Source organism: Pseudonocardia zijingensis (assembly GCF_042657305.1).
Taxonomy (GTDB): domain Bacteria; phylum Actinomycetota; class Actinomycetes; order Mycobacteriales; family Pseudonocardiaceae; genus Pseudonocardia; species Pseudonocardia zijingensis.
On record NZ_JBHSKO010000004.1, the window covers coordinates 43,215 to 69,954 of the forward strand.

Here is a 26,740-nt window from a genome sequence, read left to right on the forward strand (position 1 = left end):
GGTGCCCCGGAGCGCAAATCTGGCGCCATGATCACGAAGTGGGCGCATTCCCGGGTCGATTTCGCCCGTTATTGCGCCAAACCTGTGATCATGCCGCTCCTGGTCCGGAACCGGCGCGGCATGAAACGGCACCGCAGCCAGCCGGGCCTCCGCGGCGAGCACCTGACAGTTCCGAGCCAGGCGCCCCCCAGTCGGGCGCGTTTCCCGACGCATGTCGTCGGGTTTCGCGCCAAATCGATGATCATGCCCTCAGAAAGGGCCCCGGCGGCTGCTCAGCAGTAGTTCTTCTGGGCGTATTCCACGACGTCGCTCGCCTGGCTTCGCGTGACGTCCGGCAGCACCGCGGGCACCGACCGCGCCAGCTGCGCCTCGTCGGCACCCTGGTCGAGCTGGGCGCAGATCGCGTCGGCGGCCTCGACCTCGGCCTGGCCGCTGGCGCTCGTCGGGATGTCGGCGTCGCGCATCGCGGTGAGGAAGGCAACCGCCTTCGGGCTGGCCGGGTCGACCGCGGGCGCGGGCGGCGGTGGCGGCTGCTCGACCGGGGCGCTCAGCGCCGCGGGCGTGGCCTCGGCGGGTGCCGCGTCGGGCTCCCCCGTCGTGAAGATCGCGACGATCGCGGCCAGCACCAGCACCGCCCCGACCCCGATGGCCGCGACGACCGGGCGCGACGTGAGCTTGCCGACCAGGCCACGCTCCTCCTCGGGCTCATCGTCGTAGTCCGGGTCGGGGTCGTCGGCGTCGTCGGCCGCCGGGGCCCGCTCCGCCGCCCGCCTCCGGGTGACGGTGGTGACCTCGGCAGGCGCCTGCTCCGGCGTGCGGGGCCGGACGGGGTCGCGCAGGGCGTCCAGGCCCGTCAGCACGGCGGTGGCCTCACCGTCGGAACCACCACGGTCGGCCGCAGGCCCCCCGCGCGGGGCGGCGGGCGCCGGGGGCGGGCCACCGGCCCGGCCGGCCTCCTCGGCCCGGGGACGACGCGGCGGCGGACCGGCCGGGCGGCGCAACGGTGGACGCCGCGGCGCCCGTGCCGGCGCGATCAGCGGCACGGCCTGCGTGGGTGGCTCGGGCGCGTCGTCCATCGCCTCCGCCGGCGGCTCGGGCTCCGCACCGCCGCGAGCGGCGGCCTCGGCGATGGCCCGTGCCTCGGCGTCGGCCGCCTGGTTCGCCTTCTCGGCCGCCTCGCCCGCGATCTCGGCGGCCTCCTCCGCCTCCTCGGCCGCGCGGGCCGCCGCCGCGATCGCGGCCGACGCGCGCTCGGCCGCGGACGACGCCGCCTGCTCCGCGGACGCCGCGGCCTGCTCCGCCGCCCGCCTCCGTGCGGTGTACTCCTCCACCGGGACCGCGGGCTCCTCGGCCGCATCGCGCCGGGCCGGCGCGACCGCGGCGAACACGGTGGTGGGGACCGGCGCCGCCTCGCCGCCGTCGGGGGCCGGGCCCTCGCCGTCGTCGATGCGGATGCGCCCGGTGCGGAGGTTCTCGGTGGAGGCGTGGCCGCCGAACGGGTTCGCGTCCCGCGAATCGGCGGTGTCGGGACCGTCGGGGTCGCCGTCGAGCGGTTCGGCGAAGGGGTCGCGACGCGGACCGGCCTGATCCGCACCGGCCCACTCGGCGCCGTTCCGGTCGGACCGATCCGGACCGTCCCACTCGACCCCGACGGGCCGCGGGCCGCCACTGTCGGCACCGTCGCGACCCGGGCCGTCCCACTCCGAACCGACCGGCCGCTGACCGCGGTCGGCACCGTTCCGGTCCGGGCCATCCCACTCCGGACCGATCGGACGGGGGCCACCACGGTCAGCTCCGCTCGGATCGGCGGCGCCCCACTCGGGGCCGGCCGAGCGACGGCCGCCCTGGTCAGCACCGTTCCGGTCAGCGGCATCCGGACCGACCGGACGCGGGCCACGGCGGTCAGCACCGCTCGGGTCCTCGCTGTCCCACTCCGAGCCCACCGGCCGCGGGGCACCGCGGTCGGCACCGTTCCGATCCGGGCCATCCCCCTCCGGGCCAGCGGGCCGCGGGCCGCCACGGGCCGCATCGTCCCGGCCCGGGCCATCCCACTCCGAACCGACCGGACGGGGGCCACCACGGTCCGCTCCGCTCGGATCGGCGCCCCACTCCGAACCGGCCGATCGACGGTCGCCCTGGTCAGCACCGTTCCAGTCGGGACCGTTCCGGTCGAGGCCATCCACGCCGACGGGCCGGGGCCCGTCGCGGTCGGCGCCGCTCGAGTCCGCACCACCCCGGTCCGAGTCGACAGGCCGCGGGCCGCGGTCTTCGCCGTTCAGGTCCGGGCCGTCCCACTCCGAGCCGACCGGCCGCGGCCCACCACGGTCCGCACCGTCGCGCCCCCGGTCGTCCCGATCCGGGCCGACGGACCGCGGGCCGCCACGATCGACACCGTTCCGACCTGGGCCGTCCCACTCCGAGCCGACGGGCCGCGGGCCACCGCGGTCATCACTGCGATCCATGGTGTCCCACTCCGAACCTGAGGGCCGGGGGCCACCACGATCTGCGCTGTCCCACTCCGCGCCGACCGGCCGAGGACGAGTCCGGTCACCACCGGGGAACTCGGCGACGCGCTCGGGGCGGGCCGGCTCGCGGCCGCCCCACACGCCGCTCCAGTCCGGTCGCACCGGTTCGCGGTCGCCGCCGAGGCCGGCGTCGTCAGCGTCGTCCCGCCCGGCATCCCGTTCGGGGCCGTGCGGCGCTCCGGCCGGGTCCGGCCCGTCGAAGCGGGCGCCGTTGCCCTCCACGTCGGCGCGGTCCGGCCCGGGGCCGTCCTGCTCGAGGCCGGCCCCGTTGCCGTGCGCGCCCGGGTCGTCGAAGAAGGACCGGTCCGCGCTGCGAGCCCCACCCTCCGGTTCGGCACCGGCGGACGGGTCGATCACCGCCGGGCGGTCGGCGGGCGACTGGCTGGGCCGGCCGAGGTCGGCCCAACGGCGCACTCGCGGGTCGGCGAGCTTGCGCTCCGCCGCTCCCTGCTCCGCGGGCTCGCGCCGCGCCCGGTCGTCGTCGCCACGCGGCCCGTCGAACGAGCCGCGGCCGGGCGCCTCACCCTCGGGGAGCGGCGGCGCCAGCGGGGAGCGGTCGTCGGGGGCGCGGTCCAGTCGGCCGGCGCCCGCGCGGGCGCCGGCATGCTCGCCGTCCATAGCCCCATCGTGCAGCGGACCCGGCGACGGGAGGCTCCGACCCCCCTCGTCGTCGCCGAGCGGGCCGTGCTCGGCGGGGACCCGTCCGCTCGACAGCACGCCGAGCGGGTCGTCGTCGATCCCCAGCCCGCTGAACCGCTGGTCGTCGGGCCCCCGCCCGTCCAGATCGGGGGCGGGTGCACCCCAGTCGTCGGAGCCGCGGTCGTCACTGCCGAGCCAGTCCCGGTCGCCGTCGACCGGGCTCTCGCCGTGCCGGCGCGGACTCGGGAAGCGCGCGTCCTCGGTGCCGCCGGACTCGCGGCCGACCCTCTCGTCGGGCCCCCAGAGTTCCGGGATGTCGTGGAGGGGCTCCCGGTCCGGGGCCGGACCGCCCGAGGACGGCTCCCCCCATCCCCAGTCGAACTCCTGGTCGCCGCCGCTGCTCGCCAGCAACCGGTCGACGAGGGACCGGTCGTCGGAGGCAGGGTGCCGCGGCGCTCCCCCTTCGTCGGCCACGGCATGCCGGGCTGCGCCGTAGCGCCCACTCACCGCCTCACCGGCCATCGCACGCTCCCGTCCCCCAGATCACGTCCTTGCCGTGTCTGTACAACGAGCGGATCACGGAGAAGGCGCGGTCAGCCGCGTCACGGTGATCCCCTGCGTGAGTTCAGTCACACCGCGTATGCGCAGGTCACGCGGCGTGTACCCCACCCGCTACCGCGTGTCATCACGGTCGTGCGGCACCGGCACACGGTGTTCGACCGTTCAGCCGTGCGTGGCGCGGCTGGATGGAGCAGAGCCCCGATCGGGCGATTCGCGGACCCGCGGCGCCCTTGAAGCCGCCCCGGCAGCTGCCTATCGTCGATCGCGAACTTAGATTTAACGCCTGAACAAAAGGAGCGCCCGTGCCGGACCCCGCGGAGTGGTGGCGGCAGGCCGTCGTCTACCAGATCTACCCCCGCAGCTTCGCCGACTCGAACGGCGACGGCATCGGCGATCTCCCCGGGATCACCAGCCGCGTCGAGTACCTGCGGCAGCTCGGTGTGGACGCCGTGTGGCTGTCGCCGTTCTACCCGTCGGCGCTCGCCGACGGCGGCTACGACGTCGACGACTACCGCGACGTCGACCCGAAGATCGGGACGCTCGCGCAGTTCGACGAGATGGTCACCGCGCTGAAGGCCGCCGGGATCCGGTTGATCGTCGACATCGTCCCGAACCACACGTCGAACCGGCACGAGTGGTTCCGCGCCGCGCTCGCGGCCGCCCCCGGCTCGCCCGAACGGGACCGCTACGTCTTCCGGCGCGGCGAGGGCCCGAACGGCGAGCGGCCGCCGAGCGACTGGACGGCGCAGTTCGGCGGGTCGGCCTGGGAGCCGGTGGGCGACGGGCAGTGGTACCTGCACATGTTCGCGCCGGAGCAGCCGGACCTGAACTGGGAGAACCGCGAGGTCCGCGACGACTTCCTGAAGACGTTGGCGTTCTGGGCCGACCGCGGTGTCGACGGCTTCCGGGTGGACGTGGCCAACGCCCTCGTCAAGGACCTCACGCCCCCGCTGCCCAGCCAGGCCGAACTGGACGCCGACGACCTGCCCGACGGCGTGCACCGGCTGCTCGACCGCGACGAGGTGCACGACATCTACAAGGAGTGGCGGGAGCTCTTCGACCGCTACGACCCGCCGCGCACGGCGGTGGCCGAGGCGTGGGTGCGCTCGGCGCACCGCCGCGCCCGCTACGCCTCCCCGGACGGGCTCGGCCAGGCCTTCAACTTCGACCTGCTGCTCGCGGAGTGGGACGCCACCGAGTTCCGGAAGGTCATCGAGGAGAACCTCGCGCTCGCCGCGTCGGCGGCCACCTCGTCGACGTGGGTGTTCTCCAACCACGACGTGGTGCGGCACGCCACCCGCTACGCGCTGCCGACGGGCATCGATCTGAAGGCGTGGCTGATGGGCGACGGCGCCACCCCGCCCCCGGACGTGGAGCGCGGCCTGCGCCGGGCCCGCGCCGCCACGCTGCTCGCGCTGGCGCTGCCCGGGTCCACCTACCTCTACCAGGGTGAGGAGCTCGGCCTCCCCGAGGTGGCCGACCTGCCGCGGGAGGCGTTGCAGGACCCCACCTGGATCCGGTCCGGCCACACGGAGAAGGGGCGCGACGGGTGCCGCGTGCCGCTGCCGTGGACGTCGTCCGGGCCGTCGTTCGGCTTCGGCACCGGCCCGGCACACCTGCCCCAGCCCGCGGGCTTCGCCGAGCTCTCGGTGGAGCGTCAGGAGGCGGACGACACGTCCACCCTCGCCCTCTACCGCCGGGCGCTGGCGCAGCGGCGCCGGTTGCAGACGGCCGAGGGCCTGGAGTGGGCGGCGGACACCCGGGACGACGTCGTCGAGTTCCGCCGCCCCGGTGGCTGGACCTGCATCACGAACTTCGGCGACGCCCCGGCCCCACTGCCGCGGGGCCGGGTGGTGCTGTCCAGCGCGCCCCTGTCAGGCGGGACGCTCCCCGGCGACACCACGGCCTGGCTGGAACCGACGGACTGACCCGCCTCGTGAGTGGATACGAGTGCCGGAGCACTCGTATCCACTCACGGGTCAGCCGGCGGCCGCGTCGTCCAACCCGCCGCGCAGGGCGTCGGCGATCAGGCCGAGGTGCTCGTCGGCCAGCGTGAGCGGCGGGGAGACCGCCACCGAGGAGACCATCGGCCGCACGAGCACGCCCCGCTTGCGCGCGCCCGCGGCCACCACCGCGGGCAGCGCCGGGTTCGCGGCGAGCCGCTCCGGGTCGAGCTCCACGGCGGCGAGCACGCCGGTGCCGCCGCGGGCCTCGGCGACGAGCGGGTGGTCGGCGAGCGACTGCACCGTCTCGTGGAGCGGGAGCTCGAGGCCGTCGGCCCGCTTGAGCAGCTCCTCGTTCTCCATGATGTCGAGGTTCGCCAGCGCGGCGGCACACGCCGTGGGGTGGCCGGAGTAGGTGGCACCGTGCCGGAACGGGGCGGCCCCGTCGGCGAAGAACGGCTCGGCCACGCGCTCGTGCGCCACGACCCCGCCGAGCTGCACGTACCCGCTGGTGATGCCCTTGGCGAACGTGACGAGGTCGGGTTCGATGCCGAAGCGGTCGACGCCGAACCAGTCGCCGAGCCGACCGAACCCGCAGATCACGCTGTCGATCACGAGCAGCACGCCGTGGCGGGTGCAGATCTCGCGCACGCGCTCGATGTAGCCGGGCGGCGGGGGCAGCACGCCGCCGGCGCCGATCACCGGCTCGGCGAAGAACGCCGCCACGCGCCCCGGCCCGATCCGCTCGATCTCGGCCTCCAGCGCGGCCGGGTCGTCCCACTCGACCTGCACGACGTCGGGCACGAACGGGCCGGCGACGCGGTTGGCCGGAATGCCGGCGAGCGCGGTGCCGAAGCCGTGGGTGCCGTGGTAGCCGTTCTTGCGGCTGATCAGCACGCTGCGCTCCGGCTGCCCCGTGCGCGCGAAGTACTCGCGGGCGATCTTCGCCGCGGTGTCGATCGCCTCCCCGCCGCCGTTGACCAGGAAGATCTTCGCCCCGGGCACGGGCGCGAGCCCGGCGAGCCTGCTGGTGAGCTCCAGCGCCGGGCGGTTGGCGACGTCGGCGAAGGTCTGGTAGGTCGCCAGCTCACGCATCTGGGCCGCCACCGCGTCGGCGATCGCGGTGCGCCCGTGACCGACGTTGACGCACCACAGGCTCGCCGTGGCGTCCAGGTAGCGGTTGCCGTCCTCGTCCCAGAGCCAGACGTCCTCGCCGCGGGTGATCACGAACTCGCCGTGGCGCACAGCGCCCATCGCGGCGAACGGATGCCAGAAAGCGGTGTCGGTCGCGTCACTCATGGCGCTGACGGTACGCGGCCTCAGTCGTCGAGCCGACGCTCCTCGGTGACCACGTGCACCGCGGCCTCCTCAGCCGATGCCGCGCCGCCGTCGATCCCGGCGTCCTGCGCGTACAACTCCTCGTCGTCGTCGAACGCGCCGCCCGCCGCCACGAGGCGACCCGCGCGCACGTCGCCGACCTCGTCGTCGAGGAGCTCGCCGTCGGTGTCGGAGGCGTCACCGAGGCCGTCGCCCTGCCCGTCCACGCCGTCGGGGAGCTCGCGCGCGAGCCGCGCCTCGAGCGGCTCACCGTCGGCCTCCTCCCGGGACGTGGTGCCCCACCCGGTGCTCGCCCACGGCCGCTCGGCGGGCGACCAGCCCTCGTCGAGCACGTCGCGCACGCCGCGGTCGTCCAGGGTGTCCTCGGGTTCGAGGACGCCGGAGTCGTCCTCGTCCGAACGGTTCTCCCGATCCATGGCGCAAGCGTGGCACGGTCAGGGGAGGCACTCCAACGCGAGCAGCACCACGGCGGCGTCGGCGGGCACCGTGACGTCGCGCCCGGTGAGCTCGGTGAAGCGGCGCAGCCGGTTGAGCACGGTGTTGCGGTGGCAGTACAGCCGCGCCGCGACCTGCGCCACCGACCCGGTGACGGCGTAGGCGCGCACGGCCGCGAGCAGCCGCTCCCGTTCCCGGGCCGGGACGTCGGCGAGCCCCGCGAGCTCGACCGCCACGAGGTCGGGTGCCGTGTCCCCGAGCCGCGCGACGGTGAGCGGGAGCCAGGCGTCGGGGAGCTCACGGGGCCCGGTGAGGGCGGGCGACACGTCGACGATCTCGCCCGCGATCCGGGCGCTGCGCGGCACGTTGGCCAGACCGTGCGCCATCGGGCCCACGCCGCACGGCACCCCGGCGAGCGCCGCCCGCACCGGGGCGCCCGTCGTGCCCTCCCAGCGCGCCATCAGCACCACGTGCCTGCCGGTGGACTGCAGGTGCACCATCCGCCCGTCGGCGCCCAGCCGGTCGGCGGCCCGGCGCAGCGCGGTGCCCGCCGCGGGCGAGGCCGCCGCGACGAGCAGGTCGGCGTCGACGTCGACGTCCAGGGCCACCGCCAGCCGCTCCACCTCGTCCGGGTCGGGGTCCGGCCCGGCGAGCAGGGCGGCCACGAGCATCGTGCGCTCGCCCTGCCGCTCCCGCGCGAGCAGCGCCGACTCGGCCTGGTAACTCATCTGGATCTGCGTGGTGTAGTCCTCCACCGCCGCCCAGACGTCCTCGACGCGCGCCACCAGCACCGGCTCGTCGTCGGCGTCGGCCCGCTCGCGCAACCCCGCCCAGAGCACCCGGAAGTCGAGCCGCACCGCCGTGAGCAGGTCGTTCAGCGGCACCCCTCGGCGCGCCCGGTCGCGGCCGATCGACGGCCCGATGTCGAGCAGCCGCTCCGGCACCGGCTGCCCGGCGATCCGGCGCAGCAGGTAGTCGAAGGTGCGGTCGGCGTCGGCCTCGAGGAGCTCGTGCGGCACGACCCCCCGTCCGTACGGGGCGATGGCCCGCACGCGGTCGACGAATTCGGTGACGAGGACGTCGGCGTCGGCGCGCAGCCGCCCGACGAGGGTGGTCCAGCGGTCGCCGTCCCACGGCTGTGGCATCCGCTCACGCTAGTCGGGCGTCCCCCGAGAGGTCAGGAAAGCCACATTCAGGGCCTCTCCGGCCCTGAATGTGGCTTTCCTGACCTCCCCGGGCCTCAGCCCCCGAGCGCCTCCGCCAGCCGGTGGACGCGCTTGCGGTGGTCGGCCCGCGCGGCGAGGGCGCCGTCGAGGTCGACCTCCACGAACCGGGTGCGGGTCTTCGGGGCCGACTGGGCCACCACGTCGAGGTCGCCCGACAGCACCGTCGCGATCATCATGTAGCCGCCGCCGGACACGGCGTCGCGGTGCAGGATGATCGGCTCGACGCTGCCCGGCACCTGGATCGAGCCGATCGGGTACGGCGCGTCCACGATGTTCGACGGGTCCTGCCCGGCGCCGAACGGGGGTTCGCGGGGCACCGTCTCCAGCTCGGGGCCGGAGTAGCGGAACCCGATCCGGTCGGCCACCGGGGTGAGGTCCCAGGTGGTGTCGAGGAAGGTGGCGCGGCCCGCCGGGCTCAGCCGGTGGTCGTAGAGGCCCATCACGACCCGCACCTCGACCTCCTTCGCGAGGTTCTGGCGCAGGTCGGCGGGCACGCTGCGGCCGGGCGCCGCGCCCGTGGCTGCGCCCACCGGGAGCTGGTCGCCCGCCGCGAGCGGCCGGCCGCCGAACCCGCCGAGCCCCCCGAGGGCGTAGGTCGAGCGGCTGCCCAGCACCTCGGGCACGTCGATCCCGCCCGCGACCGCGATGTACGCACGCGCTCCCGCGGTGAGGAAGCCGAAGGACAGGACGTCGCCCTCGGACACGGGGAACGACTCCCAATTCGGGCGCTCCTCCCCGTTCACCTTCGGCACCATGGCCGCGCCGGTGACCGCCACGACCGCGTCGGCGGTGAACGCCAGCTCCGGGCCCATGTAGACGACCTCGAGCGCCGCCGCCCCGGCCGGGTTGCCGACGAGCAGGTTCGCCGCGCGCAGCGAGTACTGGTCGAGGGCGCCCGAGGGCGGGATGCCCAGGTGGTAGTAGCCGGCCCGGCCGGCGTCCTGCACGGTGGTGGACAGCCCGGGCTTGAGCACCTCGATCACGTCAGCACCTCCAGCAGGCGGGCGTTGTACCCGTCGGGGTCGTCGAGGAACGACTGCAGGTGGAACTCGACGGGCCGCGCCGTGACGCGGAACGTGCCGGCCTCCACCTCCGCGATGAGCTCGTCATAGCGGTCCCGGTCGATCGGCGTGAACTTGACGATGTCGGCGGGCCGGAAGAGCACCATGAAGTCGGTGAAGTCCGGCAGCGTCTGCGACGGGTCGTAGATCGGGGCGGGCGTGATCCCGAACATCTGGTAGCCGCCCGCGCCGCGCACCGAGTAGATGCAGGAGAAGCACCCGCCGTACCCGACGGTCTGCTTCGGGGTGTCGGTGCGCGGGCGCAGGTACTTCGGCACGATGATCTGCCGCTCCCGAGGCACCATCTGGAACAGGAACGGAAGCCCGGCCACGAACCCGACCATCGAGGTGAACCACGGCGATCCCGAGTGGGCGGCGATGAAGTCGTCCACCGACGAGAAGCCGTTGATCCGCGCCGCGTACTCGATGTCGGTGGCGGACGGGTCCTGGTGGCGGTCGCGGAACCGCATGAGGGTCTCGGTGGTCCACGGGTCGCGGTAGAGCACCGGGATCTCGAGCACCCGCGTGGACAGGGCGAGCTCGTGGGCGTCGCCGACCTGACGCTCCAGGTCCTGCAGCAGCGCGAGCAGGTCGCGCGGCTCCAGCACGTCCGGGTCGAACCGCACCTGGTAGGACGCGTTGGCCGGGCAGATCTCCAGCACGCCGTCGGGCCGCGCGGCGGAGAGCTTCTCGGTGATGGCCATCGCCCGGAAGTTGGCCGGGAGGCTCATCTCCTCGGCCAGCTCGACGAACACGAACTCGTCGCCGCCCCAGCTGTAGCGCGCGGGCTGGACGTCCGTCACGGCGGTCATGCGGGCTCCTCACGCTCGGACAACCACTGCTCCAGCGCCCCGGTGTGGAACTCGCCCGCACCGAACCACTCCTGGTCGAGGATCTCGGTGTGCAGCCCGGCCGTCGTCGGGACGCCCTCGACGGTGAACTCGGCGAGCGCGCGGCGGGAGCGGCGGATCGCGGACTCGCGGTCCTCGCCCCACACCACGACCTTCGCCAGCAGCGAGTCGTAGAACGGCGGCACGGTGGCACCGGACTCCAGCCAGGTGTCGACGCGGACCCACGGCCCGGCCGGCAGCTCCACCGTGCCGACCTTCCCGGGCGAGGGCAGGAAGCCGCGCGTGGGGTCCTCGGCGTTGATCCGGAACTCGATCGCCCAGCCGCGGGCGACGATGTCGTCCTGGGCGCGCGACAGCCGCTCCCCCGCCGCGATCCGCAGCTGCTCGGCCACCAGGTCGACGCCGGTGACGAGCTCGGTGGTGGGGTGCTCCACCTGGATCCGGGTGTTCATCTCGATGAAGAAGAACTCGTGCGTCTCGTCGTCCACGAGGAACTCGACGGTGCCCGCGCTGCGGTAGCCGACCTCGCGGGCCAGGCGCGCCGCCGCGGCCGTCATCCCCTCGCGCACGCCGGCGTCGATGCCCGGGGCGAGTGCCTCCTCCACCACCTTCTGGCGCCGCCGCTGCAGCGAGCACTCCCGCTCGAACAGGTGCACGGCGTCGGAGCCGTCGCCGAGCACCTGTACCTCGACGTGCCGGGCGCGGCGCACGAACCGCTCCAGGTACATGCGGCCGTCGCCGAACGCGTTCGCCGCCTCGCGCGACGCCGCCGGGAACGCCTCGCGCAGCCCGGCCTCGTCGTCGACGACGCGGATGCCGCGGCCACCCCCGCCCGCTGCGGCCTTGAGCATGACCGGGTAGCCGATCTCCGCGGCGGCCGCCACGGCCGCGGCCACGTCCTCGACGCCGCCGGGCGTGCCCGGCACCGTCGGCACGCCCGCGGCGGCGGCCACCTGCCGGGCCCGGACCTTGTCGCCCATCTGGTCGATCACGGCGGCGTCGGGCCCCACGAACGCGAGCCCGGCGTCGGAGACTGCGGCCGCGAACGCGGCCCGCTCGGACAGGAACCCGTAACCGGGGTGCACGGCGTCGGCGCCCGACGAGCGCGCCGCCTCGACGATCGCGTCGGCCACCAGGTAGCTCTTGTTCGCGGCGGGCGGCCCGATCTCCACCGCGGCGTCGGCGAGCCGGACGTGGCGGGCGTCGGTGTCGGCGGTGCTGTGCACCGCCACGGTGGAGATCCCGAGGTCGCGGGCGGCCCGGATGATCCGCACCGCGATCTCACCCCGGTTGGCGACGAGGAGGCGTTTCACGCACAGCCTCGCTGACGCTCGGCTGGCGCTTCGCGAACGCGTTGTGACATCGATTCGCTCGCGAGCTCGCTCATCCTGCCTCGATCACCGCGACGGCCTGGCCCGCGTCGACGACGTCCTCGTTCTCGACGAGGAACTCGACGAGCGTGCCCGCGGCACCGGCCGGGACCGGGTGGAAGGACTTCATGACCTCAACCAGGCAGACGGTGTCGTCGGCCCCGATCGGCTGGCCCTCCTTCGCGAACACGTCGCTGTCCGGGTCGGGCCGGCGGTAGAAGACGCCGGGGATGGGTGAGACGACCTCGATCCGACTCACGCGGGTTCCTCTCATGTCAGGGGTCGTGAGTGGAAACGAGTGCCGGAGCACTCGTATCCACTCACGGCTCAGGTGAGGTGGGGACGCAGGGCTTCGTGGACCGCCTTGGCGAGGTCCACGGCGTTCGGGGTGTCGGAGTGGACACAGACGCAGTCGGCCCGCACGGGGATCTCGGTGCCGTCGACGGCGGTGGCCACCCCGTCGGTGACGGCCCGGAGCGCCTTCTGGGCCGACGACGCCGGGTCGAACGCGGCGTGCTCGCGGGTGATGATCAGCGAGCCGTCGGGGCGGTAGTCGAGGTCGGCGTAGTACTCGGAGAGGAACCCGCCGGGGCTCGCGCCCCACACCTTCTCGTGCACGGTGCCCGCCATGCCCATCAGCGGCACCCCGAACACGGCGGCGGCGTCGGCCACCGCGCCGGCGACCTCCTCGTCGCGCGCGGCCATCCCGTACAGCGAGCCGTGCGGCTTGATGTGGTTGAGCTCCATCCCGCGCTCGCGCAGGAAGCCGCTGAGTGCGCCCACCTGGTAGATCACGGCCGCGGTGAGCTCGTCGCGCTCCATCTTCATCTCGCGGCGCCCGAAGCCCTCCCGGTCGGGCAGGGACGGGTGAGCCCCCACCTTCACGCCGTGGTCCTGGGCGAGCGCGACGGTGCGGCGCATCACCCTGGGGTCGGAGGCGTGGAAACCGCAGGCCACGTTGGCGAGGGTGACCCAGGGCATCAGCCCCTCGTCGTCGCCGCACTTGTAGATGCTGAAGGCCTCGCCCATGTCGCAGTTGATCGCCACCATGTCCAGCCCTCCCTTCAGCTCGTCATGGTCCCGGCAGTCTGGCCCGCGCGCCCGATGGCACGCCAGACCTTCTCCGGGGTGACGGGCATGTCGAGGTGCGTGACCCCGAGGTGGGCGACGGCGTCGATCACCGCGTTGACCACGGCGGGTGACGAGCCGATGGCGCCGGACTCGCCGATCCCCTTCACACCCATCGGGTTGGTCGGCGAAGGGGTGACGGTCTGGTCGAGGGTGAAGTGCGGCAGGTCCACCGCGGTCGGGAAGTGGTACTCGGCGAGCGTGCCCGTCCGCGGGTTGCCGTCCGCGTCGTAGACCGCCTCCTCGTACAGCGCCTGCGCCACGCCCTGGGCGATCCCGCCGTGCAGCTGGCCCTCGACGATCGCCGGGTTGACCACCGGGCCGCAGTCGTCCACGGCCGCGTACCGGCGGATCGTGACGCGCCCGGTCTGGGTGTCGACCTCGGCCACGCAGATGTGCGTGCCGAACGGCCAGGTGAAGTTGGGCGGGTCGAAGTGGTGGTCGGCGGTGAGGTTGGGCTCCATCCCCTCAGGCAGGTCGTTCGCGAGCGACGCGGCGAGCGCCACCTCCTGGATCGTGATCCCGGGCCCGGACGTGCCGGCCACGGAGAACCGCCCGCCGGTGAACTCGAGGTCGTCCTCGGACGCCTCCAGCAGGTGCGCGGCGATCGCGCGGGCCTTGGCGGCGACGCGCTGCGCGGCGACGTGCACCGCCACCCCGCCGACGGGCAGGCTGCGCGAGCCGTAGGTGTCGCGGCCGAACGGGGCGACCGCAGTGTCGCCGTGCAGCACCTCGACGTCGTCGGGGTGCACGCCGAGCGCGTCGGCGGCGATCTGCGCCCATGCGGTCTCGTGGCCCTGCCCGTGCGGGGAGGTGCCGGTGACGACCTCGACCTTGCCGCCCACCGTCATCCGCACGGTCGCGGCCTCCCAGCCACCGCTCTGCAGGCGCACCCCGGCCGCGACCTTGGACGGCGAGAGCCCGCCGCTCTCGGTGAAGTTGCCGATCCCGATGCCGAGCTGCACGGTGTCGCCGCGCTCGCGTCGCTCCCGCTGCTCGGCGCGCAGCCGGTCGTACTCGACGAGGTCCATCGCCTTGCGCATGGTGGTCTCGTAGTCGCCGGAGTCGTACATGACGCCCGACGGCACGGTGCGCGGCTCGGAGAACGGCGGGATGAGGTTGCGCAGCCGGACCTCCGCGGGGTCCATCCCGAGCTCGCGGGCCAGATCGTCCATGATCCGCTCGTGGGCGTAGGCGGCCTCCGAGCGCCCGGCCCCGCGGTAGGCGTCGGTGGGTGTGAGGTTGGTGAACACGCCCTTGCACCCGAAGGAGTAGGCGCCGAAGTCGTAGAGGCCGCAGTAGGTGAAGGCCCCGAACACGGCGATGCCCGGGGTGAGCAGCTGCAGGTAGGCGCCCATGTCCGCGAGCAGCTCCACCCGCATGCCGAGGATCTTCCCCTCGCGGGTGGCCGCCACCGCGATCTTCTGGATCTGGCCGCGCCCGTGGGTGGTGGCGACGTGGTTCTCCGAGCGCGTCTCGGTCCACTTCACCGGCCTGCCCAGCCGGCGGGCCAGGGCGAGGGCCAGCGCCTCCTCGGCGTAGAGGTTGAGCTTGGACCCGAACCCGCCCCCGACGTCGGGCGCCACGACGCGGATCTTGCTGTCGGACACCCCGCAGACCAGCGCGAGAAGATCCCTGACGAAGTGCGGCACCTGGGTGGAGGTGTAGACGGTGAAGGCGCCGCCGACCGGCTCCGGCGTGACGACCACCGCGCGCGGCTCCATCGCCGAGGGCAGCACGCGCTGCTGCACGTACCGGCCCTCGACCACCACGTCGGCCTGCGCGAACGCCGCGTCGACGTCGCCGACGGCCAGCGGCCAGGTGTAGCAGTGGTTTGTGCCCAGCTCCTCGTGCACGAGCGGCGCGCCGGGCGCCAGCGCAGCCTCGATGTCGACGACCGCCGGGAGCTCCTCGTAGTCCACCTCGATCAGGCCGAGCGCCTCCTGCGCCGTGTGCGCGTCGGTGGCCAGCACGACCGCGACGCCGTCGCCGACGTGGTTGACCTCCCGGACGGCCAGCGGCGGGTGGTCGGGGATCTTGATGTCCTCGGTGACCGGCCATCCGCAGGGCAGGCCGATCGCGAACTCGCCCTTCAGGTCGTCCCCGGTCAGCACGGTGACCACGCCGGGCAGCGCACGCGCGGCCGACGCGTCGACGGCGCCGATCCGGGCGTGGGCGAGCGGGCTGCGCAACACGGCCATGTGGAGCGTGCCCGGTGGGGTGATGCCGTCGGTCCAGGTGGCCCGCCCGGTGATCAACGCGGCGTCCTCGCGGCGGGGCACGCTCTGCCCGACGTAGGTCGGCGTCTCGGCGGTCTGCGTCATTGCACGCCTCCTCACGGAGCGGGTCCCTGCGACCCAGGTCACAGTCTGTCCGACGCGGTGATGCCGCGCATCGACCCGTTCGAGGGAGTCGGTATTTCTATACCGGAGGCCTGCTAGGGTGTCGGTATAGAAATACCAACACCGCCGACTCGAGGTAACCGTGATCGAACTCAAGACGCCCGCCGAGATCAGCCGCATGCACGTGACCGGGCGATTCGTGGCCGAGGTGCTCACCGAGATCGGCCGGATCGCCGACGTGGGCGTCAACCTCACGGACCTCGAGCACCACGCGCGCGGCATGATCAAGCAGCGCGGCGCCGAGTCGTGCTACTGGGACTACGCCCCCTCCTTCGGCCGCGGCCCGTTCCGCAACGTCATCTGCCTCGCGGTCAACGACGCCGTCCTGCACGGCCTCCCCCACGACTACACGCTGCGCGACGGCGACGTGCTCACCGCCGACATCGCGGTGAAGATCGACGGCTGGGCGGCCGACTCGGCGCGCACCGTCGTCGTCGGCACCCCCGCCGAGGAGGACCTGCGGATCGTCCGGGCCACCGAGGAGGCGCTGGAAGCGGCGATCGACACCGCACGTCCCGGCAACCGGCTGGGCGACATCTCGGCCGCCATCTCGGCGGTGGCCACCCGGTACGGCTACCCCGTCAACGACGAGTTCGGCGGTCACGGCATCGGCCGCACCATGCACGAGGACCCCCACGTCTCCAACAAGGGCCGCGCGCGCCGGGGCCTCACCCTGCGCCCGGGGCTGACCCTCGCGCTCGAACCCTGGTTCGCCGCCACGACCGACCGGATCGTGTTCGACCCCGACGGCTGGACGATCCGGTCGGCCGACGGCTCGCGCACGGCCCACTCCGAGCACACCGTGGCCATCACCGAGGACGAGCCGCTCGTGCTCACCCGTCGCGCCGAGGAGCTCGCCTAGCCCCCACCCGCTCGCACACCGGCACGCGCGCTCGCACACCGACTGCAACCGGTGTGCGAGCACCACCGGTGGTGTGCGAGCGGCTCAGACCGCCACGCCGAGCAGCGAGCCGGCCATCTGCAGCGAGCGCGCGACCACCTCGAACCCGCGCGGCAGCATCACCCGCTCGTACGCCGCGACCGCGTCGACGACCGGCGCCCCGCCCAACAGCTCACCGGCGAGCGTCTGCGCGTCGCGCAGCGCCGTGTTGGCCCCCACGCCGCCGGTGGGCGGCATGGGGTGGATCGCGTCGCCGAGCAGTGTGACCGGCCCGGACGACCACGCCGCCACGGGCTCGCCCGCGCGGATCGTGATCGGGAAGAACGTGGCGGGGTCGGCGTGGGCGAACAGCGCGCGGACCGTGGGGTGCCAGCCCGCGGTCGCGTCCACGGTGAGCCGCCAGACCTGGTCGGGCGCCATCCGGAACAGCGCCTCGTCCGGCACCCCGAGGCGTTCGGGGGTGGCGGTGAGCACCGTCATCAGGTAGTCGGACGCGCCGCCGCCGGGCGGTGTGCGGAACCGCAGCGGCGCGAACCCCGCGCCGTACCCGGTGCGGTCGGCCACCCAGGAGAAGCCGCGGTCGAAGTCGGCGGGCACCAGCGGGTCGGTGTCCGGTCCGAGCGGCATCCGCCCGTACAGGCAGCGGACGCCCAGGTCGCGCACGACGGCGTGCGGGAGCAGCCCGCGCCGCACGGCCGACCCGATGCCGTCGGCACCCACCAGCAGGTCGCCCTCGTCGCCGCCACCCTCGGCGAAACCCACCCGCACCCGCCCGGACGCGCCGACGTCGAACGAGGCCACCGTGCACCCGAAGCGGACCACGTCGTCGAGGCCGGTGAGCAGGGCCTGGCGGAACACGTACCGGTCGACGCAGGTGATCTCGTCGTCCCCGCTCGGTGGGAAGGTCTGGGCTGTCGTGCGCTCGAGCTGGTCGGTGTAGCCGGCCACCAGGTCGCCGTTGACACCGCTGGTGCTCCGCACCCGCTCGAGGACGTCGGGCGGCAGGCAGGCGGCCAGCGCCGCGTTGCCGTCGCGGTCGATGTGGATGCGGTAGCCCTGGCGACGCGGCCGCGGCGAGGGGTCGCGCTCGTACACCACCACGTCCATGCCGCCGCGGCGCAGCGCCTGCGCGAGCGCCAGGCCGCCCACGCCCGCACCGCTGATCAGGATCCGGGTCATGCCCGCAGATTATCACTCGTCTGTTTGATTAAGTCATTCATAGATCAAAGTTGTGCACATGCACAGTTCGAGAAGCGGATCTCGTGGGGTATCCCGCTTCCACCACGCAGACCCGGCCACCATGCTGTGCCGATCCCGACCCCGGAGTGGCGATGCACCTGACCCCACGCGAACACGAGCGCCTGCTGCTCGCCGCGGGCGCCGACCTCGCCCGCCGCAGGCTCGCCCGCGGCGCGCTCCTGGGCGCGCCCGAGGCCGTGGCGCTCGTGTGCGACGAGATCTGCGAGCTCGCCTGGGACGGCCGGCCCTACGAGGAGGTCGTCGCCCGGGCCCGCGAGGTGGTGCGGCCCGACCAGCTCGTCGACGGGGTCGCGGCCGCCGTGCCCGCGGTGCAGGTCGAGGCGCTGTTCCCGCACGGCAGCGTCCTCGTGGACGTCGACGCGCCGTTCGGGCCGCCGGCAGCGGGCGGGCCGGGAGCGGTCCGGGCCGCCGACGGCACGCTCGAGCTGGCGCCGGGCCGGGAGCGGGCCACCGCCGTGCTCCACAACACCGGCGAGCTGCCGGTCTGGGTCTCCTCGCACGTGCCGCTGGACCAGCTCAACCCCGCCGTGCGCGTGAACGCGCCGCAGGGCCGGTACCGGCTCGACGTCCCGGCGGGCACGGCCGTGCGGGTGGAGGCGGGCGCCGAACGCGAGGTGGCCGTGGTGCGGATCGGGGGCGACGCGTGACCGCTGTGGACCGCACCGAGTACGCCCGCCGTTACGGGCCCACCACCGGCGACCGCATCCGCCTGGCCGACACCGAGCTGTGGGTGGAGGTCGAGGCCGACGACACCGAGCCCGGCGAGGAGCTGCTCGGCGGCTGCGGCAAGACCGCCCGCCACGGCGCGCTCGTGTCCAGCTCCGCCGACCGCTCCAGCGCGCTGGACATGGTCGTGCTCGGCGTCGTGCTGATCGACCCGGTGCTCGGCGTCCGCAAGACCAACATCGGGATCAAGGACGGCCGGATCGTGGGCGTCGGCCGGGCGGGCAACCCGGACGTCCTCGACGGCGTCGAGCTCGAGGTCGACGCCCACACCGCGATGATCACCGGCGAAGGGCTGATCGCGACGCCCGGCATCGTCGACTCGCACGTGCACCTGTCCAACGCCGACCTCGCCGCCGCGGCGCTCTCCGCGGGCGTCACCACCATCGTCGGGATGGGCATCGGGGGCGTGTGGGACGTCGGGGCCAACCCCCGGTACAACCTCCACTCGCTGATCGCGGGCTGGGCGGACGTGCCGATCAACGCGGCGTTCCTCGCGCGCGGATCGTCGACGTCGGCCGCGCTGCTGGAGGAGGCGGTGCTGTCGGGCTGCGCCGGGTTCAAGGTGCACGAGGACTGGGGCGCCACCCCCGAGGTGATCGACACCTGCCTCCGCGTGGCCGAGGCCGCCGACCTGCCGGTGGCGTTGCACACCGACACGCTCAACGAGTCCGGCTTCCTCGCCGACACCCTCGACGCCGTCGGCGGGCGCACCGTGCACGCCTACCACGTGGAGGGCGGCGGCGGGCACCCCGATCTGCTCTCGATCGTCTCCCGGCCCAACGTCCTCACCAGCTCGACCACGCCGACGCTGCCGCTCACCCCGTCCACCGTGGCCGAGCTGCACCCGATGACGCTCACCGTGCACCGCGGGCACGCGCACGTGCCGAGCGACAAGGCGATCGCCGAGAGCCGGATCCGTGAACACGCCATCTCGGCCGAGAACCGGCTGCACGACCAGGGCGCGATCAGCATCGTCAACTCCGACGCGCTCGGCATGGGCCGCATCGCCGAGACCGCGCGACGCACGTGGCAGCTCGCTTCGGTGCAGGCGACGCTGGCCGGCGAGACCGGCCCCGACGTCGCGAACAACGCCCGGGTGCTGCGCTACCTGGCCAAGCTCACCCACAACGCGGCCGTGGCGCACGGGATCGCGGCGCACGTCGGATCGTTGCGGCCCGGCCGGCTCGCCGACATCGTGCTGTGGAACCCGGCCTGGTTCGGGGCCCAGCCCGACCTCGTCATCAAGTCCGGGTTCGTGGCCTGGGGCGCGGCCGGTTCGGGCTCCGGCTCCACCCGGCTCACCCAGCCGCGGCGGATGCGCGCGTTCTACGGCGGGCACGGCACGGCGCCCGCGCGGCTGGCGCACGTGTTCGTCTCGGAGCAGGCCGACACCGCGGCCCTGCCGGCCGGGCGGACCTACTCCCCCATCACCGGCAGCCGCCGCCTGACCTGCGCCGACATGCTGCACAACACCGCCACCCCCACTGTCGAGGTGCCACCGGAACCGATCCCGGTGCGCGTCGACGGGCAGGAGGTCCCACTGCACCGGTCCGCGACGCTGCCGCTCACGCGGCTGCACCACCTGGGGTGAGGATGGAGATCGATCTGGTCGTGCGCAACGCCACCGTCGTCACGGTCGACGACGCCCGGCCCCGCGCCCGCACGCTCGCCGTGCACCACGGCCGCGTGTTCGCGCTGGACGCCGACGGGGTGCGCGGGCGCACGGAGATCGACGCGCAGGGCGCGGCGCTCGTGCCCGGGTTCGGCGACGCGCACAACCACATGGCGTGGTTCGGCGCATCACTGGACGAGGTCGACCTCTCCGGGCTCGACGACCTGTCCGGCCTCTACGACCGGGTGGCGGAGCGCGCCGCGACGCTCGACGCCGAGGCGTTCGTGGTGGGCGCGGGCTACGACGACACCGCGATCGGCGGGCACCCGCACCGCCGCGAGCTCGACCGGGCCGCGGGCGGGCGCCCGGTGCTGCTCAAGCACCGCTCCGGGCACGTCACCACGGTGAACAGCCCGGTGCTCGACCGCATCGGGGTGCTCGCCGGCACCGCGGTGGTGCCCGAGGGCGGGGTCGTGGTGCGCGACGACGCGGGCGACCCGACAGGCACGCTCGAGGAACAGGCACAGAACCTCGCGAGCGCGCTGCTCGTGCCCTACGCAGGCGCCGACCTCGTGCGCGCCATCGGCAACGCCTCCGCGGTGTACGCCGCGCAGGGCCTCACCCACGTCACCGAGTGCGGCATCGGCGGCGGCTGGGTCGGGCGCTCCCCGCGCGAGCTCGCCGCCTACCAGGAGGCCCGCGACAGCGGCGCGCTCACCGTGCGCGTGCAGCTCATGCCGGTGGCCGACGCGCTGCACCCGGTGGCCGGGCACGCGAACGACCCCGACGGCATCGGTCTCGACCTCGGCATCCGCACCGGCTTCGGCGACGACCGCCTGCGCATCGGCCCGATGAAGATCTTCACCGACGGCTCGCTCGTGGCCCGCACCGCCGCCATGCACGACGCCTTCTGCGACCGCCACTCCCACGGCTACCTCCAGGACGACCCGGAGCTGCTGCGCTCGCGCATCCTGGGCGCCCACGCCGCCGGGTGGCGCGTCGCCGCCCACGCCATCGGCGACCGCGCGATCGACCTCGCCCTCGACGCCTTCGCCGAGATGCAGCGCACCCACCCGCGCCCGGACACCCGCCCGCGCATCGAGCACGCCGCCGTGACCTCACCGCAGCAGGTCGCGCGCATGGCGGAGCTCGGCGTCACGCCGGTGCCCCAGATGCGCTTCCTACACGAGATCGGCGACACGATGGCCGCCGCCGTCGGACCGGAGCGGGCCGCGGGCCTCTACCGGCACGCGAGCTTCCTGCGCGCCGGCCTGCGGGTGCCGGGCAGCTCGGACCGCCCGGTCGCGGACGGCGCCCCGCTGCTCGGCATGCGGTCGATGGTGCTGCGCCGCTCCGCGTCCGGCGCCGTGATCGGCCCGGGCGAACGCGTCGACGCCGCCACCGCCCTGCGCGCCTACACCCTCGACGCCGCGTGGGTGGCGGGCGAGGACCACGAACGCGGCAGCCTCACCCCCGGCAAGTGCGCCGACTTCGTGCTGCTCGGCGACGACGTCACCGCCGTCGCCCCGGACCGCATCGGCGACGTGGATGTCGTCGCGACCTTCGTGGGCGGGAACTGCGTCCACGGCGCCGAACAACTCGGCATCGACCAGGAGGGATGACATGGCCGTCACCGTCACCGAAGCCGAGGCGCGCAAGGTCGCGTTCGGCGCGTTCGTGGGCACCGCCCTCGAGTGGTACGACTTCTTCCTCTTCGGCACCGCGGCGTCGCTGGTGTTCAACCGGCTGTACTTCGCCAGCGACGACGTCGTGGTGGCCACCGCGGGCGCGTTCGCGTCGTTCGCGGTCGGGTTCCTCGCGCGCCCGCTCGGCGCGGTGCTGTTCGGCCACCTCGGCGACCGCATCGGACGCCGCAAGTGCCTGATCATCACGGTGACCCTCATCGGGTTCGTGACGGGCGCGATCGGGCTGCTGCCCACCTACTTCTCCATCGGTGTCGCCGCGCCGATCCTGCTCACCCTGCTGCGGCTGCTGCAGGGCGTGGCGGTCGGCGGCGAGTGGGGCGGGGCCGTCACGCTCGCGGTCGAGCACGCGCCGAAGGAACGTCGCGGCCGCTACGCCGCCATGCCCCAGATCGGGTCCCCGATCGGCACGCTGCTGTCGTCGGGGGCGTTCCTGCTGGTCGGGCTGCTGCCCTCGGAGAGCTTCGACTCCTGGGGATGGCGACTGCCGTTCCTCGCGGCCTTCCCGCTGCTCTACATCGCGCTGTGGATCCGGCGCCGGGTCGAGGAATCGCCGCTGTTCGAGCAGCTGCTGCGCGAGGACGAGGTCGCCAGCTCCCCGGTGGTCGACGTCGTGCGCCAGGCGTTCCCCCAGCTCCTCGTGGGTGCCGGGTCCGCGCTGCTCGGCATCGGCGGCTTCTACCTGATCACCACCTTCGTGATCAGCTACGGCACCGCCACCCTCGGCATGGAACGCTCGCTGCTGCTCACGGCCACGCTCGTCGCCGCCGCCGTCGAGATCGTCGTGCTCCTCGTGGGCGGGCGGCTGGCCGAGCGCTTCGGGCCCGGGCGCATCACGTTGATCGGCGGGCTGATCTCGGCGCTGATCGCGTTCCCCGCGTTCTGGATGATCGACAGCACCGGCCCGGCGCTCGTGATCCTCGGGGTCACGCTCGCGGTGGCGTGCCTGTCGATCCCCTACGCGGTGTCCGGCGCCCTGCTCACCGACCTGTTCCCCGCGCGCCTGCGCTACAGCGGGGTGGCGCTCTCGTCCAACATCGCGGGCGTGGTGAGCGGGTTCGTCCCGCTGATGGCCACCGCGCTGCTGGCCGCGAGCGGCGGGCTGTCGTGGGCGCCGGCGCTCCTGCTGGTGGTGATCGCGCTGATCACGGCAGGCGCCGGGGCGCTCGCCCCGCGCATCTCCCTGTCCCGCGACGAGGTGGTGGCGCAGAAGAAGTAGCGGGGTCAGGTCGCGGCGGCCGGTGCGGTGATCCGGCGCAGGGCCAGCGCGAGCACCAGCGCCACCGCGAGCAACCCCGTCACGTACCCGACCACCCCGAACCAGCCGCCGTGGTCGTAGGCGATGCCGCCGACAGCCCCGCCGACGCTGCTGCCCGCGTAGTAGCCGAGCAGGTACAGCGACGAGGCGACGGCGGGCGAGCCGGCGGGCAGCATCGACGCTCGCCTGCCCACCCAGCTGCTGGCCACCGAGTGGGCGGCGAAGAACCCGATGGTCACCACCAGCAGCCCGGCCAGCACCGTGACCAGCAGGTCGGGCACGGTCACCCACGCGCCGAGCACGGCCACGAGCACCGCGGCCCACAGCACCTTGCGCCGGCCCCACCGGTCCCCGAGCCGACCGGCGGCGGTGGAGGCCCAGGTGCCCGCGAGGTAGCCGAGGAAGACCAGCCCCACCAACGCGGCCGGCAGCCCGAACGGAGGCGCGAGCAGCCGGAAGCCCAGGTAGTTGTAGACGGTGACGAACGCGCCCATCAGCAGGAACGCGATGCCGAACAGGCACCGCAGGCCGGGATCGGCGAGCTGGGCGCGCAGCGGGCCGCCGAGGTCGCGCAGGCGCACGCGCGGCGCCGCCGGGGCCGTCGCGGGCGGCAGCAGCACCCGGAACGCCACCGTGCACAGCAGCGACAGCCCTCCGATCACGGCCAGCGCCACCCGCCAGCCCGCCACGTCGGCCACGGCGGCGGCGACGAGCCGCCCGGACAGCCCGCCGATCGTGTTGCCCGCGATGAGCAGCCCGACCGCGCCACCGAGCCAGCGCGGCGCGACCTCGCGCGTGACGTGCGCCATCGCGAGCGCCGGCAGCGCCGCGAGCGTGACGCCCTGCAGCGCCCGCACCGCGACGAGCACGCCGAAGGTGGGCGCGAGCGGGGCGAGCACACCCAGCGCCGCGGAGACCGCGAGGGCCACGGTCATCACGCGGGTGCGTCCCCAGGACTCGACCACCGCGGAGAGCGGGACGATCGCGAGCGCGAGCGCGCCGGTGGTGGCCGACAGCGCGAGGCTCGCCACCGACGAGGACACGTCGAACTCGGCCGCGAAGATCGGCAGGAGCGCCTGCACGCAGTAGACCAGCACGAACGTCGCCAGGCCCGTGCACCACATCGCCGCGCCGAGCCGCCGGTACGCCGGAGTGCCGCGCTCGTGGCCGGTGCGCGCCGGGCCGGTGGTGGTCATCGCCCACCACGGTAAGGAGCCGCCCTTCGATGCGTCCAATGCATCTCTGCACTTCGTACGATGACGAAATGGATGAGTCGCCGCTGCTCGCCGTACTCGCGCCCCGGCTGCGGCACTTCACGGCCGTGGCCCGCACCGAGCACATGACCCGGGCCGCCGACGCGATCGGCGTGCCCCAGTCCACCCTGAGCCGCGGCATCGCCCGCCTCGAGCACGACCTGGGCGTGGCCCTGTTCGTCCGGGCCGGCCGCGCCGTGCGGCTCACCCGCGCCGGCCGCACCCTGCTGCGGCACGCCGAGCGCGCGGTGGCCGAGCTCGACGCGGCGGCCCGCGAGATCGTCACCGACGCCGACGCCGTGCGCGGCCGGGTGGCGCTCGGCTTCCTGCACACGTTCGGGGCGGAGGCGGTGCCGCGGCTGCTGCGCGAGTTCCGCCGAACCCACCCCGACGTGCGGTTCGACCTCGCCCAGGGCGGCAACGACGCGATCATCCAACGGCTGCGCGCAGGCGAGGTGGACGTGTGCGTGACCTCGCCGCTGCCGTCGGACCCCGCGCTCGTCAGCGCCCCGATGTACGACCAGGAACTGCGGCTCGTCGTGCCCGTCGACCACCCGCTCGCCGACCGCCGCGCCGGGCTCCCACTCGCCGCGGCGGCCGGCGCCCAGTTCGTGGGTTACCGGCCGGGGTTCGGGCTGCGCAGCCTCACCGAGGCCTGGTGCCGCGAGGCCGGGTTCGTCCCCCGGATGGCGTTCGAGGGCGAGGACGGGGAGACCCTGCGCGGTCTCGTCGGCGCCGGGCTGGGGGTCGCCCTGCTCGCCCCCTCCACGCACGTCACGCCAGGGGTCGTCGAGCTGCCGGTCACCGAGCCGCGCACCACCCGCACCGTCGGGGCCGTCTGGGTGGCCGAACGGCAGGCGGGCCCGGCCGTGCGGGTGTTCCGCGACTTCCTGCTCCGGTCCGGGCCGGCGCTGCTCGCCCCCTCCGCAGCCGACGCCCCCGCGGGTTCAGGAAAGCCACATTCAGGCCCTCTGCGGCCCTGAATGTGGCTTTCCTGAACTCGGCGGGAGTGCCTGGCGGCCGAGTGCAGCGGCACACCGATCGTGGGGCTCACACACCGGTTGCAGTCGATGTGTGCGCGCGAGAGGTGTTGTGTGAGCAGCGGGCGGTGGCCGCCCGAGCCGCTCGCACACCGGGAGTAGGGCTCACACATCAGCTGCAACCGGTGTGTGGGCGGTGGTCCTCGTGTGTGAGCATGCGAGGGCTGCGACGCCTCGGAGCGCCGTCGCACGCTGGACCGGTGATCTCCGCGGACCTCTTCCGGCACCAGCAGACGCTCGTCGGCGAGCGCGTCCAGCTCGAACCGCTCGGCCCCGCAGTGCTCGACGACTACCTCGCCGCGCTCACCGACCCGGAGGTGGCCCGCCTCACCGGCAGCCACGTCCGTCCCGACCGGGAGCGGACGGTCCGGTGGCTCGCCACCCGGGGCGACCACCACGACCGGGCGGACTGGGCCGCGGTGCGGATCGCGGACGGCGCCTTCCTCGGCGAGGCCGTCCTCAACGCCCTCGACGTCGACAACGCCTCCGCCCGCTACCGGGTCATGCTCGCCCCGGGCCACCACGACCAGGGGTACGGCACGGAGATCACCCGGCTCGTGGTGGACCACGCGTTCACCCTCGGCCTGCACCGGGTGGAGCTGGGGGTCTTCGCCTTCAACCCCCGCGCGCGGCGGGTGTACGAGAAGTGCGGGTTCGTGCTGGAGGGCAGGCGACGCGACGCCTTGCGCTGGGACGGCGAGTGGCACGACGAGCTCGTGATGGGCGTGCTGGCCACCGACTCCCTACCGTCTCCGGCATGAGAGACGACCTCGGACGCGACGTGCCGGTGCCCGCTCGGGTGGAGCGGGTCGTCTCGATCGTGCCCTCGCTCACCGAGGCCGTGGCGGCCACCGCCCCGGGCCTTCTGGTCGGCGCCACCGACTGGTGCACGCACCCGGCGGACCTCGACGTCGCCCGCGTGCGCGGCACCAAGAACCCGGACGTGGACGCGATCGTCGGGCTGGCGCCCGACCTGGTGGTGGCCAACCAGGAGGAGAACCGGGAGAGCGACCTCGACGCGCTGCGGGCGGCGGGCGTCGCGGTGTGGGTCACCGACGTCCGCACGCTCGACGGCGCGTTCGACTCGCTGGCCCGGATGTTGGCCGCGTGCGGCCTCGACCGGCCGGCGTGGCTCGACGGGGCCGAGGCGGCGTGGCGGGCGCTGCCCGAGCCGGCCGTGAGGCGCCGCGCGGTGGTGCCGATCTGGCGCAAGCCGTGGATGGCGGTCGGGCGCGACACGTTCACCGGCGCGGTCCTCGCCCGGCTCGGCGTCGACAACGCCCTCGCCGACGCCGACGAGCGCTACCCGCGGATCGACCCGGCCGACCTGCCTCCCCACGACCTGGTGGTGCTGCCCGACGAGCCCTACCTCTTCACGGCCGACGACGGCCCGGAGGCGTTCCCCGGAGTGCCATCGGCGCTGGTCAGCGGCAGGCTCCTGACCTGGTACGGCCCGAGCCTCGCCGAAGCGGCCCGGGTGCTGCCCGCCGCGCTGGCGACCCGGTAGG

The 26,740-nt window shown here is 74.3% G+C and carries 21 protein-coding genes; 9 read left to right on the forward strand and 12 right to left on the reverse strand.

What is annotated here, in order from left to right; all coding sequences use genetic code 11:
- Positions 1-272 precede the first annotated feature (272 nt).
- On the reverse strand, positions 273-3,686 hold the full coding sequence (locus ACFPL3_RS10130; RefSeq protein WP_379588809.1) for a DUF732 domain-containing protein: 3,414 nt from the start codon (positions 3,684-3,686) through the stop codon (positions 273-275).
- A 341-nt stretch (positions 3,687-4,027) separates the two neighbouring features.
- Here ACFPL3_RS10130 and ACFPL3_RS10135 point away from each other — a divergent pair, with 341 nt between their 5' ends.
- The gene (locus ACFPL3_RS10135) at positions 4,028-5,653 is read left to right on the forward strand and encodes a glycoside hydrolase family 13 protein (RefSeq protein WP_343940372.1); all 1,626 of its coding nucleotides are present in this window, start codon (positions 4,028-4,030) and stop codon (positions 5,651-5,653) included.
- Positions 5,654-5,704: 51 nt separating this feature from the next.
- On the opposite strand, the gene ACFPL3_RS10140 is transcribed toward ACFPL3_RS10135, so the two are convergent.
- From ACFPL3_RS10140 to ACFPL3_RS10180, 9 genes are all read right to left on the reverse strand, one after another.
- A complete protein-coding gene (locus ACFPL3_RS10140; protein WP_343940370.1) occupies positions 5,705-6,967 on the reverse strand; it encodes an aminotransferase family protein in 1,263 nt (420 codons plus the stop codon).
- A gap of 20 nt (positions 6,968-6,987) precedes the next feature.
- Entirely contained in the window at positions 6,988-7,422 is a 435-nt protein-coding gene (locus tag ACFPL3_RS10145; RefSeq protein ID WP_343940368.1) for a DUF5709 domain-containing protein, read from the reverse strand.
- A gap of 18 nt (positions 7,423-7,440) precedes the next feature.
- A complete protein-coding gene (locus tag ACFPL3_RS10150; RefSeq protein WP_343940366.1) occupies positions 7,441-8,586 on the reverse strand; it encodes a PucR family transcriptional regulator in 1,146 nt (381 codons plus the stop codon).
- Between the two features lie 95 nt (positions 8,587-8,681).
- A complete protein-coding gene (locus tag ACFPL3_RS10155; RefSeq protein ID WP_343940364.1) occupies positions 8,682-9,650 on the reverse strand; it encodes a 5-oxoprolinase subunit C family protein in 969 nt (322 codons plus the stop codon).
- Complete coding sequence (locus ACFPL3_RS10160; RefSeq protein ID WP_343940362.1) at positions 9,647-10,540, reverse strand: 5-oxoprolinase subunit B family protein; 894 nt, start codon at positions 10,538-10,540, stop codon at positions 9,647-9,649. The genes ACFPL3_RS10155 and ACFPL3_RS10160 overlap by 4 nt, the downstream gene beginning before the upstream one ends.
- Positions 10,537-11,892, reverse strand: coding sequence for an acetyl-CoA carboxylase biotin carboxylase subunit (locus ACFPL3_RS10165; RefSeq protein WP_343940360.1), 1,356 nt, complete (start codon positions 11,890-11,892; stop codon positions 10,537-10,539). The genes ACFPL3_RS10160 and ACFPL3_RS10165 overlap by 4 nt, the downstream gene beginning before the upstream one ends.
- 70 nt (positions 11,893-11,962) lie before the next feature.
- Complete coding sequence (locus tag ACFPL3_RS10170) at positions 11,963-12,208, reverse strand: acetyl-CoA carboxylase (RefSeq protein ID WP_343940358.1); 246 nt, start codon at positions 12,206-12,208, stop codon at positions 11,963-11,965.
- Positions 12,209-12,276: 68 nt separating this feature from the next.
- Positions 12,277-12,999 carry a 5-oxoprolinase subunit PxpA gene (pxpA, locus tag ACFPL3_RS10175; protein WP_343940356.1) on the reverse strand — a complete coding sequence of 241 codons (723 nt, stop codon included), beginning with the start codon at positions 12,997-12,999 and terminating at the stop codon, positions 12,277-12,279.
- Positions 13,000-13,013: 14 nt separating this feature from the next.
- Entirely contained in the window at positions 13,014-15,401 is a 2,388-nt protein-coding gene (locus ACFPL3_RS10180; protein ID WP_343940354.1) for a xanthine dehydrogenase family protein molybdopterin-binding subunit, read from the reverse strand.
- Between the two features lie 160 nt (positions 15,402-15,561).
- Between ACFPL3_RS10180 and map the strand changes: the two genes are divergently transcribed.
- A complete protein-coding gene (gene map / locus ACFPL3_RS10185; protein WP_343940353.1) occupies positions 15,562-16,341 on the forward strand; it encodes a type I methionyl aminopeptidase in 780 nt (259 codons plus the stop codon).
- 84 nt (positions 16,342-16,425) lie between these two features.
- Here map and ACFPL3_RS10190 read toward each other — a convergent pair whose 3' ends face one another.
- On the reverse strand, positions 16,426-17,559 hold the full coding sequence (locus tag ACFPL3_RS10190) for an FAD-dependent oxidoreductase (protein ID WP_343940351.1): 1,134 nt from the start codon (positions 17,557-17,559) through the stop codon (positions 16,426-16,428).
- 152 nt (positions 17,560-17,711) lie between these two features.
- Between ACFPL3_RS10190 and ACFPL3_RS10195 the strand changes: the two genes are divergently transcribed.
- Genes ACFPL3_RS10195 through ACFPL3_RS10210 form a run of 4 tightly spaced genes read left to right on the forward strand, consistent with a single transcriptional unit; the run spans position 17,712 to position 22,900 of the window.
- Positions 17,712-18,287 carry an urease subunit gamma gene (locus ACFPL3_RS10195; RefSeq protein ID WP_343940349.1) on the forward strand — a complete coding sequence of 192 codons (576 nt, stop codon included), beginning with the start codon at positions 17,712-17,714 and terminating at the stop codon, positions 18,285-18,287.
- Positions 18,284-19,957: an urease subunit alpha gene (locus ACFPL3_RS10200; protein WP_343940347.1), complete on the forward strand. Its 1,674-nt coding sequence runs from the start codon at positions 18,284-18,286 to the stop codon at positions 19,955-19,957. Before ACFPL3_RS10195 ends, ACFPL3_RS10200 begins: the two co-directional genes overlap by 4 nt.
- A 2-nt stretch (positions 19,958-19,959) precedes the next feature.
- Positions 19,960-21,600 carry an amidohydrolase gene (locus tag ACFPL3_RS10205; protein WP_343940345.1) on the forward strand — a complete coding sequence of 547 codons (1,641 nt, stop codon included), beginning with the start codon at positions 19,960-19,962 and terminating at the stop codon, positions 21,598-21,600.
- Between the two features lies 1 nt (position 21,601).
- Positions 21,602-22,900: an MFS transporter gene (locus ACFPL3_RS10210; RefSeq protein ID WP_343940343.1), complete on the forward strand. Its 1,299-nt coding sequence runs from the start codon at positions 21,602-21,604 to the stop codon at positions 22,898-22,900.
- Positions 22,901-22,905: 5 nt separating this feature from the next.
- On the opposite strand, the gene ACFPL3_RS10215 is transcribed toward ACFPL3_RS10210, so the two are convergent.
- Positions 22,906-24,135 carry an MFS transporter gene (locus ACFPL3_RS10215; protein ID WP_379588812.1) on the reverse strand — a complete coding sequence of 410 codons (1,230 nt, stop codon included), beginning with the start codon at positions 24,133-24,135 and terminating at the stop codon, positions 22,906-22,908.
- A 68-nt stretch (positions 24,136-24,203) separates the two neighbouring features.
- Here ACFPL3_RS10215 and ACFPL3_RS10220 point away from each other — a divergent pair, with 68 nt between their 5' ends.
- The 3 genes from ACFPL3_RS10220 to ACFPL3_RS10230 all read left to right on the forward strand — a co-directional run bounded on the left by ACFPL3_RS10220 (position 24,204) and on the right by ACFPL3_RS10230 (position 26,739).
- Positions 24,204-25,175 (forward strand): LysR substrate-binding domain-containing protein, encoded by a 972-nt coding sequence (locus ACFPL3_RS10220; RefSeq protein ID WP_343940337.1) that lies wholly within the window; start codon positions 24,204-24,206, stop codon positions 25,173-25,175.
- 257 nt (positions 25,176-25,432) lie between these two features.
- Positions 25,433-25,993, forward strand: coding sequence for a GNAT family N-acetyltransferase (locus ACFPL3_RS10225; protein ID WP_343940335.1), 561 nt, complete (start codon positions 25,433-25,435; stop codon positions 25,991-25,993).
- The gene (locus ACFPL3_RS10230; RefSeq protein ID WP_343940333.1) at positions 25,990-26,739 is read left to right on the forward strand and encodes a helical backbone metal receptor; all 750 of its coding nucleotides are present in this window, start codon (positions 25,990-25,992) and stop codon (positions 26,737-26,739) included. The genes ACFPL3_RS10225 and ACFPL3_RS10230 overlap by 4 nt, the downstream gene beginning before the upstream one ends.
- Position 26,740: the final 1 nt, after the last annotated feature.